The 8,951-nt window shown below is 42.7% G+C and carries 10 protein-coding genes; 4 read left to right on the plus strand and 6 right to left on the minus strand.

Annotated elements, in window-relative coordinates:
* The first annotated feature begins 277 nt into the window (after positions 1–277).
* Both ACEW9O_RS12120 and ACEW9O_RS12125 read left to right on the plus strand, forming a co-directional pair.
* Positions 278–1,222: a hypothetical protein gene (locus ACEW9O_RS12120; RefSeq protein WP_373550427.1), complete on the plus strand. Its 945-nt coding sequence runs from the start codon at positions 278–280 to the stop codon at positions 1,220–1,222.
* Between the two features lie 37 nt (positions 1,223–1,259).
* On the plus strand, positions 1,260–1,529 hold the full coding sequence (locus ACEW9O_RS12125; protein WP_373550436.1) for a DUF1016 N-terminal domain-containing protein: 270 nt from the start codon (positions 1,260–1,262) through the stop codon (positions 1,527–1,529).
* 68 nt (positions 1,530–1,597) lie between these two features.
* On the opposite strand, the gene ACEW9O_RS12130 is transcribed toward ACEW9O_RS12125, so the two are convergent.
* Both ACEW9O_RS12130 and ACEW9O_RS12135 read right to left on the minus strand, forming a co-directional pair.
* Positions 1,598–3,043, minus strand: coding sequence for an ATP-binding protein (locus ACEW9O_RS12130; protein ID WP_373550428.1), 1,446 nt, complete (start codon positions 3,041–3,043; stop codon positions 1,598–1,600).
* 188 nt (positions 3,044–3,231) lie between these two features.
* Positions 3,232–3,393, minus strand: a complete 162-nt coding sequence (locus tag ACEW9O_RS12135; RefSeq protein ID WP_373550429.1) for a PD-(D/E)XK nuclease domain-containing protein — start codon at positions 3,391–3,393, stop codon at positions 3,232–3,234.
* A 230-nt stretch (positions 3,394–3,623) separates the two neighbouring features.
* Here ACEW9O_RS12135 and ACEW9O_RS12140 point away from each other — a divergent pair, with 230 nt between their 5' ends.
* Entirely contained in the window at positions 3,624–3,788 is a 165-nt protein-coding gene (locus tag ACEW9O_RS12140; RefSeq protein ID WP_373550430.1) for a hypothetical protein, read from the plus strand.
* Positions 3,789–3,923: 135 nt separating this feature from the next.
* Here the strand turns inward: ACEW9O_RS12140 and ACEW9O_RS12145 are convergent, their stop codons facing one another.
* The 3 genes from ACEW9O_RS12145 to ACEW9O_RS12155 all read right to left on the minus strand — a co-directional run bounded on the left by ACEW9O_RS12145 (position 3,924) and on the right by ACEW9O_RS12155 (position 7,270).
* On the minus strand, positions 3,924–4,811 hold the full coding sequence (locus ACEW9O_RS12145; RefSeq protein ID WP_373550431.1) for an SPFH domain-containing protein: 888 nt from the start codon (positions 4,809–4,811) through the stop codon (positions 3,924–3,926).
* A gap of 212 nt (positions 4,812–5,023) precedes the next feature.
* Positions 5,024–5,413 (minus strand): hypothetical protein, encoded by a 390-nt coding sequence (locus tag ACEW9O_RS12150; RefSeq protein WP_373550432.1) that lies wholly within the window; start codon positions 5,411–5,413, stop codon positions 5,024–5,026.
* A gap of 75 nt (positions 5,414–5,488) precedes the next feature.
* Entirely contained in the window at positions 5,489–7,270 is a 1,782-nt protein-coding gene (locus tag ACEW9O_RS12155; RefSeq protein WP_373550433.1) for an FAD-dependent oxidoreductase, read from the minus strand.
* Between the two features lie 108 nt (positions 7,271–7,378).
* On the opposite strand from ACEW9O_RS12155, the gene ACEW9O_RS12160 reads away from it, so the two are divergent.
* Positions 7,379–8,005 carry a Uma2 family endonuclease gene (locus tag ACEW9O_RS12160; RefSeq protein ID WP_373550434.1) on the plus strand — a complete coding sequence of 209 codons (627 nt, stop codon included), beginning with the start codon at positions 7,379–7,381 and terminating at the stop codon, positions 8,003–8,005.
* A 1-nt stretch (position 8,006) separates the two neighbouring features.
* Here ACEW9O_RS12160 and ACEW9O_RS12165 read toward each other — a convergent pair whose 3' ends face one another.
* Complete coding sequence (locus ACEW9O_RS12165) at positions 8,007–8,855, minus strand: DUF6544 family protein (protein ID WP_373550435.1); 849 nt, start codon at positions 8,853–8,855, stop codon at positions 8,007–8,009.
* Between the last annotated feature and the right edge of the window lie 96 nt (positions 8,856–8,951).

An 8,951-nucleotide genomic window follows, 5' to 3' on the forward strand; every position in this document is an offset into this window, starting at 1 on the left:
TTTTTTACTGCTCCTAGGCCAAACCTAGTGTACAATGTTTTAAATTTGCGTAGGTGCGAGGGAAGCATACGTTCTTAGCGTCTTGGTAAACTCTAATTTCGCGCTTTTCCTCGCATTTTTCAAAAATGTCCAGTAGTATGATCAGCCATTTACTAAGACAATCACTGAACAGGCTGACGAATCCAACATTAATTTATACAAAGCAGGTGCAACACTTTCTGAAATCAACATTGATGATGTATTAGCATACATTGATGAAATCAAATACAAAGACGAAATGCCTGCATTGGATTTTGACTTTATTGAAAATGTAAATATCAAAATCGGAGAAGAATTTGTGAAGAAAGTCCGCAATAAAATCAATTGGCATTTAAACAGTAGTATTTACCAATACGAAGAAGACTTAAAACAAAGTCAAGGAGAAATCAAGGGCGATTTTATTGAGAAATACACGTTGGTAAAGTCTTTCAAGCTATCAAAGAAAGTTGGAGCAACTACCAAGCAGAAAACTGAGAAGGAACTAAATCAAGAAATTGCAGACTTCACAAAAACCATTCGAGACATTGAAAATGCTTTAATCATTGACAAACTTGGCAATCATATTTATGAACCGTTACTTCGGGAAAACAAATTGGTTTTAAAAGACGATGTTAAATTAACGCCTGACAAACTTAATGATGGAGAAAAGAAATTTGTAAAGGACTTTGCTACATTCATTAAGGAGAAGCCCGAAAAGTTTAAAGACTTTGATGTTTATCTGATGCGAAATGTAGAATCACTAAAGTCAATCGGAATTTATCTGAATGATGATTCAGAAGTTTTTTATCCTGACTTTATTATGTGGCTTATAGCTAAAGACAAAGTTTACATCAATTTCATTGACCCGAAAGGGCAAATGGGAACGAAGGACTTTGCAACAGAACAATATAAAGAGAAAGTTACCATTGCAGACAAAGCTACTAACCCGACACTGAATAACATTGAAAAGGAATTAAAGCGAATACACAAAAAGGACTTTTTACTCAACTCATTCATTCTGCTTCGTGACAGTTCAGAACTTGGAAAACTCGCAAAGGCTGACTGGAAAAAAGATAATATGATTGCTAAAAACATTTTGCGACTGGACTGGCACAAGCAAGACGAGAAAGAAAATAATGCAGACCTTACAAAATTAGTGGACAATAAAACATACTTGGATTGGATAATAGAAAAGACAACATAAGCCCACGCATTATGCAAGCACAATTAAAAACCGCGCAATCCTACACACGACAAAAGTTTTTAATAGAGCTTGCAATTGGGGAAGCAAAATAGTAGAACGTATGGCAAAAGACTTGAAAAAGGAATTGCCGGACACCGATGGCTTTTCGCGCACCAACTTGTTTGCCATGCGCAAGTTTCACCTTTTTTATAAAGAATCGCCAATTGTCCACCAGCTTGGTGGACAATTTCTCATCACTCCAAAAACCCATTACACAGAGAAGCGGGGCACCAACTCGGAGGTTGTAAATCCCTTTTTGCCGCAGTAAGTTGATCAGGTGTAAAGTTTCCCTCTGGGCAAGCGCATCTTCTAAATGAGTTCAGCAAGGGTAGAAATTTACAAAGGCTCGAATAAAATTTTCATGCTAAATTGATTTTGAATACTTTGTAGGTAATATTCATTTTGTTTTGCACCAAAAGTTGAAATTAAGGTAATAAATATAGTCTTCTTGGTCCCCGTTTTTTCAGTAAAAACCTGGCGTTTGGTTTCTAAATTATCAGTCATATTTTTATCAAGTGTAAATTCTGTTTTATAAAATTTTAATTCACATAAATTGATACAATTATCTTGCCTATCAATTAATAAATCAATTTGAACCCCCGTTTCACCGGCTTTTGGGCTGTAACGCCAAACCGATTGTTCGGTGTAAATTCCGGAAATGCCCAATGCTTTTTTGATTTGCAGAACGTGTTTCAGGCAAATATTTTCAAAAGCAAAGCCGCACCACGATATCCAAGACTGCCCTGTGGATTTGGATTGCCAAGTGCCAGCACCCGTTGCTTTACTGTTTTCAATAAATTTTAGGAAAAACAAAGAATATTCATCCGTCAATTTGAAAACAGTTTCTTTAGTAGTTTTACCAAATGGCGAATACCCCGTAATGAAATTGGACTGTTCCAATTCATCTAAAATTTTACTGACCGTGCCACCCGATTTGAATTGGCAGATTTCGAGAATTTCATTTCGGGTTAAACCACTCAATTTATTACCCAGACATCGAATGACTGCAATATGCTTATCGGCTTTGCCAAAAAGGGCAGGATACAGGTCTTTAAATTCATTTTGTAAGATCCCATCTTTTGTAAAACAAAGTCGGTCAATTATTTGCGTCGTGCTTTCACCTGTACGAATATTTTTCAAATAATGTGGTATACCACCTGTTACCATGTAGAGCTGTAAAATATCATAGGGCGTTAGATTGATGTGGTTATTTTTTAAAAACAAAGATGTTTCGTGAAGTGTAAAAGGCTCTAAACGGATACGCTGTGTAATGCGATTGTGTAGACCGCCTTTGTTTCGCACAATATTTCGTATCATCCAAGAAGCGGCGGACCCGCAAATAACTACCACTAAATTGCGCTGTTTTGAAGCCCAATTATTCCAAAAATGGTCAAATGCGGCTAAAAAGCCAGACTTTTTATTGTCGAGCCACGGAAATTCGTCTAAAAAAATGACCTGCTTTCCAGTAGGAGGATACGCTTCAAGAAGGTTAATCAACAATCGGAAGGCTTGTAACCAATTTTGTGGCATTGCCATGGGAACAGCCAGGTTAAGGCGAAAAGCCGTTTGTGCTGTCAAACTAAAATTTTCTAATTGAGTAGCAAAATCAACGCTATTTGCCCCAGTAAATTCAAAAACAATGTTTTTTTCATATACTGTCCTTATCAAATGGGTTTTGCCAACGCGCCGCCGCCCATAAACTGCTATCAATTCTGCATAAGGAGTAGCTAAAGCATCGGTTAAAATTCTAATTTCTGTTTTTCTACCAACTAGGTTTTCCATATTGAGGGTTTTATTTTCAGCCAAAACGTCAACAAAGTTAAACATTTGGCTGAGAATAAAATTTTATTTCCAGCCAAATGTGCCAATAGTTGGAGTGCTCATCCCATCTCCTTCACCTTCCACTCCTCCACATTCTTCGTCGCACTAGAAAAATTCACCCCAATACCCACAACCGCCTTGCCCTTACTCTAAAAAGCCTGATAATACTCCTTCCGTCGAATTTGCGCCAAAGCCACTTCAGCACTTTCGTCCAGTTTGAACTCAAGGATGTAGATGTGCGTATCCGTTTCCACCAGGGCATCCAAACGCCCATCGCTGGTGCACACCTCACTGTGTACGCTGACGCCCATGTAGGTGAACGGGAAATGGAGGGCTTTGCACGAAGGATGTGATTAAGGATATTTTGGGGAAGATTGAGGTGCCGAGGTAGGGGAAGTGGTTCTAATTTACAATAGGTTCATTCACCCTATGATTTGTTATTTCGAGATAAAAACGAACAGTTGCACTACAGGAAAAGATAAGAGACGCACGGCCGTGCGTCTCTACAGCGCCAGACTCTACCTTCAAATCCACAAATAAAATGAAAAATAAGCTCATTGAAGATGTAGGGGAAGTTCTCATTGAACTTGATTCCTATAAATCACGGGTGTCAATAGTTGAAGAAATTTCAATAGCCTTAAGCCAAAATCATCATATATTGTATCAATTTCTTGATCAACTCGCCTCAAGTCTATTAGTAAAATGAAAAAAAGGGTGTAGCAGCAGGAGGCAGAACTTGGTCCTAACTGCTACCCCAAGGTTACAATAAAAAATCTTTTAGACATTTTACTTCACCGTATATTAAGTGCTTGTTTGGGTTGTGTTCTTTAGCGTTAGTGCACTAGTTTCCTTCATTTCCCAGCATGTTCACAATCGGCGTTTTGCCATCAGTGACGATTGTTTTGGTATTGGGAGACGCGGATAATTTTTGAAAAGCTTCTATTTGCTTGAATTTTAGTACGTTGGGAGTGAGACTCAAACTGATCAGTTCGTTGGCTTTTTTGATGCCTTCCGCCTCGATCTCGTTGCTTTTTGCTTTTGCTTCGGATTCAATGATTGCCGCGTTTTTCTTACCTTCTGCTTGAATTCTGGCGATTTCTTTAGCGCCTTCGGCATCGATAATTTGGCGCTGTGCTTCTTGCTTTTGGCGGTCGAGTACAAATTGCATGCGCAATGCATCCTGTTCGGCTTCAAGTTTGGCTTCGATGGATTTTGAAAGGCCAGCAGGCAATGTGATGCTTTTCAATAACACGGACTCAATGATAAATCCTTTTGGGCCACATACCTCGATCAAGCGTTGTTTGATTGCTTCTTCGATCTCAGCGCGTTTTGAACTGTGCATGTTCTTTGCGTCATATTCCGAACATACATCTGAAGCAGCTGAGCGAAACACGGGAAGGATCAACATTTCCTCAAAAGCCATCCCCGTTTCCTTGAGGATTTGAGGTACTGAACTCGGTTGAATCCGGTAGAGAATTGAACTTTCCGAGCGAATGGTCAAGCCTTCTTTTGACGGTAAATTTTCGGTGATGGCTAGGTTCATCGTCCGAATCGGCACCCTGACCAGCATGGTTGTAAATGGATTAAACGAAACCAAACCTGGAGGTCTAACATTGTCTTGGATGCGGCCAAAAGTGCGTTTTACTCCAACCTGATCCGGCATGACTGTTGCGCAGCTGGTCATGAATATGGCTGCCAAAATCAGCAGGGTGTTTCTTAGCTTTGTCATGTGTTGTATTTTTTTTGTTAAAGTAAATATAATTACAGAAGATTGTAATGCTATCAAAAAAAGAAGCAATACTATTAAAACGCATGACAAATACATTGGTTCAACTAATTGTAAGAATCTCGGGATTGTTTGGAATGCGATAAGTTAGATGCTTGAAACACTACCTGCTGTAGGGGTTTAAATTTTGAGTCGCAACAAATCCAAGATAAAACCTACATCACTATCCGGAAGCGATGCACCGCAACATCGCCCTTGTACCTGAAATGTATGAAATACTCCCCAACAGGTAAGTGCAATTTGGAAATCCGATACACATTGCTGTTGACCCGCTCAATGTGAGGTTTGACAGACTGTAGCGTTGAGAGGTTGAAGAATTCCTTGCGAAGGTACTGCCGATCCAGGCGTTCAGGTACAAAAATCAGGAATTCGTTGTGGTAATTTTCGTTTGGAATGATGCGAATGGCATATAGTGCACGAGTGCTAGTGCTGTCCTCGTTCAGACCTGTTTTATAATTCAAGGTGGCGATATCTGGCGTCCATTGGGCCTTGAGTGTGCTGAGCCCGATTAACCATACTAATGCGATCAAACAGTTCTTTTTCATGTTTCGTTGCTTTTACATTCAACTTAGCTAGAAAGAACATTGTTCAGAAAAGTTTTTATGATCTACTGAGCGGGATTACGGTATCTCCAATTCCCGATCCAGCCAAACCGCCAGCTGCCTTCTCGTAACCCCTGCCTTCTCCAACCCTGATTTTTTTACCTTAAAACCCAACTCATCTAGATATTTCGCTACCATCGCTGCACTCAAAACACCTTTTTCAAGCACCATCAAACCTGGACGAAGCTGATCCAGTACTAGTTGTAAATCTTGCTGCGTGATGAATTTATCCGGGTAAAAAAACATTTCATTTGCCCAATCGACTGCTTTAGGCTCAGCCCTGATCCAGCCGCGTACACAGGCCCTTTGGATGGCACGAAAATCGGGGTCTTGGGGCATAATATCGGTTAGTGGAAACACATAAGCACCCGCAGCGAGCAATATTTCCTGCAAGGCGGGAACCTGCACCTGCCGCGCTTGAATGCCTTTTTTCACCACCATGGCTGCCGCTGCACCAGCCGCTTGCCCGATGCCCAGTACGACGGGCTGTAAACGGGTACAGCCATTGACCATATGTGACACACTGATGCTTTTTTCAGCCACGATCAGTCCATCCACCTTTTCCGGGATCAAGCAGGCATAAGGCACCGTGAAGGGCGGGATTTGGTAGTAGTTCTTTTCGTTGCTCACCGCCAGGTTTTCTTCGTGGTGGTGATCGATGGGGTAATTGCCCACGGCGATGCCGATTTTGTAAAAAGCCTTGCCCCCGGGAGCGTAAGGATCCAATAGGTCATTCATGGTAAAAAACTGTAGCCCTTTGACTCGCCGGGCTTCGCGGTGGTAAGGGATAAAAGGCAGGCTGTCCACCGTGCCGAACTCATTGTACAAACCCAAGTGGGTGAAACCTGCTTTATTTTGCAAAAACCAGACATAAGCCAAGGCTTTAGTTTTGGCTTTTTGCAATGCTTTTTGTCGTTCCGAGGGGCTTAGTCCAATCAAATTCAGGTAGGTATCATTGCCTTTGAGCGGCCAGTTGATCATGTATTTATTGTTGGGTAGTTTGCCATACGTGATCAAGGCGGCACATGCATGGCGGGCATTGGCGGGGTCGGGGCAAACCTCTTTGCAGGTGCATTCAAAATCGCTCAGATCGTAGTCCGGTTTGGGCAACAAAGGTGCCTTTCCAGCGCCGTAATCCTTCAGAATGGCTACGTAGGTGAGGTCTTGAATGTTGTCGGCCTGGCGCTCCAGAGGGGCCAGGTCTTCTCCGGTCAAACTGCGCGGGTCTTGCCCAATGTAGTGTTCACAGCCTGCCATGGCTAGCACATCACCCAATTCGGTGGCATCAATGGTGATTTTGGCGCGAATCTCCAGCTTTTCTCCTACTGCATTTTCAAAAACCACTCCGCGTACAGCATTCCCCGATTTCAGTACCTGGATTGGAAAATAGCCATGCATGCGGCTTAATTTGGGGTATGGATCGAGCAATTGCTTAAAAATTTGATTGCCTACGGCTGGTTCGTATTGGGTTTCGCTCACCCAGCCCGTGGCCAGGGCTTTTGGGCCGCCGTAATGTTGTTCCAATTTGGTTCGGAATTCTCCCCAAATTCCAGAAGGCATTTTATGATTGCCATCAATGGCGCTTACCCCTGAAGCTGTGAGCATACCGCCAAGCCAGGGTGTTTCTTCTACCAGGATGACTTTGCGGCCCATCCGGGCGGCTTGTAGCGCTGCGGCAGTACCGGAAGCACCTCCACCTGCGATCAAGATTTCAGTTTTGAGGATTTGGGGGGATTGTGCCCACAGCCCTGTACCCATACAACAGGATAGGAAAAAAACCAAAAGCAGGATTCGCCGCATGATTTTGTCGATTTGAGAGGTGATCGGAGGTAAAATACTTCAAAAGTTGAACACATCGATTTGTAAGGGCTATTTTTTGGCCTCTAACGCTTAGCTTGATTAAGTAAGTTGAAATGCCTATTTTTATTCAAAAGTTTCACAATGCACACAAGTCAATTTGAAGGAACACTCAGACTGAACTTTCCGGAGAATGTAATCAGTGATAAATGGCTTTTTGAATTTTGCCAGCTCAATCGGGAATTAAAAATAGAACGCAACTCGGCCGGAGAAATCATCATTGTGTCACCAACAGGAACTGAAACAGGAGGTTGGAACTCCGAATTTAATATAGAGTTAGGTATCTGGAATAGAAAATATAAATTTGGAAAAACCTTTGACTCTTCCACTGGCTTCAAACTACCTACTGGTGCCACTTATGGCCCCGATGCGGCTTGGATGCCACATGAGAAATGGAACGCCTTAAGCACTGTTCAAAAAAGAAAATTTGCACCGGTTGTACCCGATTTTATTATGGAATTGCGCTCACCTAATGATCGATTGGAGTCAATCCAGGAAAAAATTGCCGAATTTATAGAATGTGGTTGCCAACTCGCCTGGCTGATTGATCCCATTTTGCAAAAAACCACGGTATATCAAGCAGACGGGCTGGAAGTTGAAGTGCCTTTTGATCAAATTTTGAATGGAGGTACTGTTTTGCCTGGTTTTGAAGTGATCTTAACTGACCTATTCAAATAGCCTACCACCAGGCATATTTCCCTTTTTGCACCACATCTGTCACTTGCAAATTGGCCTGAATAAATGCCTCGCCAACTTTGTCTTTCCGCAAAACTTCCACCTGAAAGGGCATTTTTTGTTCCTGAAATAGCCGATAGTCGCTCCAGCGGAGTGCGGCCTGCCATTCCTGCCAATTTTCGCTCCACAGACTCAGCTCCTCCAATTCTTGTTGATCATTGATTTTGGCCTTTAAAAAAAAGGTATGGCCTTCCACTTTACAGGTAAACTCAAGTGAGTCTGCTTCAAATTTTTCCCAGGTTAGGTCATAATACGACCACCAATATGGTTGCCAAACGGCAGCAGCGAGCGTATAAAACGCATTGCGTTGTGCCAAAATTTGGGGCAGCGCTTCCTTTTTCCAACGAAAAGGAAAGGTAGACAAGAGCCAGCGGGTGCTGAATCCCTGGGATTTGCCGTACTGCTCTGTTGCTTTGACGGATACCATGAAGGCCCTGGTGATGTCGGCATACCAAACCATGGTCAAGGGTTGTAGGGTAAAAAAAGCCTTGATCTCAGCAGGGTGCCACTTGCCTTTGGGGCTGCTTCGCACTACGCCTTTCATGCGGAGGCGTACTCGGGCACTGGGCTCTGGGTGGGTCTGGCTACTTTGGGTGAGGTAGTCGAGCCAGGGTTGAGGGGGTTGATTTTGTTGAATGGTTGGGGCATCAACGGGCGATTGCGCAGCTTCCCAATTCTGTTTGGCGCGCGGGCGTACCAGCAAACGAAAGAGGCCGCTGCCTAATAAGTCCAATAGTAGCCAAGCGGTAATGAAATAGGTAAGCTCGGGTAGGTAATATAAAATCTTGGACATACTAAAGGGTTTCGTTGGAGCACCATAGGCGCATAACTGCTGAGGTGAATCCTTAGGTGTCTTAGGTTCCTTAGGTGGTGAAAGAATGTTTTTTTT

Origin of the sequence: Haliscomenobacter sp., assembly GCF_041740695.1 — a bacterium.
In the GTDB taxonomy this organism is placed as follows: domain Bacteria; phylum Bacteroidota; class Bacteroidia; order Chitinophagales; family Saprospiraceae; genus Haliscomenobacter.

What these genes read in the sequence shown, in the direction of transcription:
- ACEW9O_RS12120 (WP_373550427.1), top strand. Translation starts at nt 278, where the DNA reads ATGCCTGCATTGGATTTTGACTTTATTGAAAATGTAAATATCAAAATC.
- ACEW9O_RS12130 (WP_373550428.1), bottom strand. Translation starts at nt 3,043, where the DNA reads ATGGAAAACCTAGTTGGTAGAAAAACAGAAATTAGAATTTTAACCGAT.
- ACEW9O_RS12135 (WP_373550429.1), bottom strand. Translation starts at nt 3,393, where the DNA reads ATGGGCGTCAGCGTACACAGTGAGGTGTGCACCAGCGATGGGCGTTTG.
- ACEW9O_RS12140 (WP_373550430.1), top strand. Translation starts at nt 3,624, where the DNA reads ATGAAAAATAAGCTCATTGAAGATGTAGGGGAAGTTCTCATTGAACTT.
- ACEW9O_RS12145 (WP_373550431.1), bottom strand. Translation starts at nt 4,811, where the DNA reads ATGACAAAGCTAAGAAACACCCTGCTGATTTTGGCAGCCATATTCATG.
- ACEW9O_RS12150 (WP_373550432.1), bottom strand. Translation starts at nt 5,413, where the DNA reads ATGAAAAAGAACTGTTTGATCGCATTAGTATGGTTAATCGGGCTCAGC.
- ACEW9O_RS12155 (WP_373550433.1), bottom strand. Translation starts at nt 7,270, where the DNA reads ATGCGGCGAATCCTGCTTTTGGTTTTTTTCCTATCCTGTTGTATGGGT.
- ACEW9O_RS12165 (WP_373550435.1), bottom strand. Translation starts at nt 8,855, where the DNA reads ATGTCCAAGATTTTATATTACCTACCCGAGCTTACCTATTTCATTACC.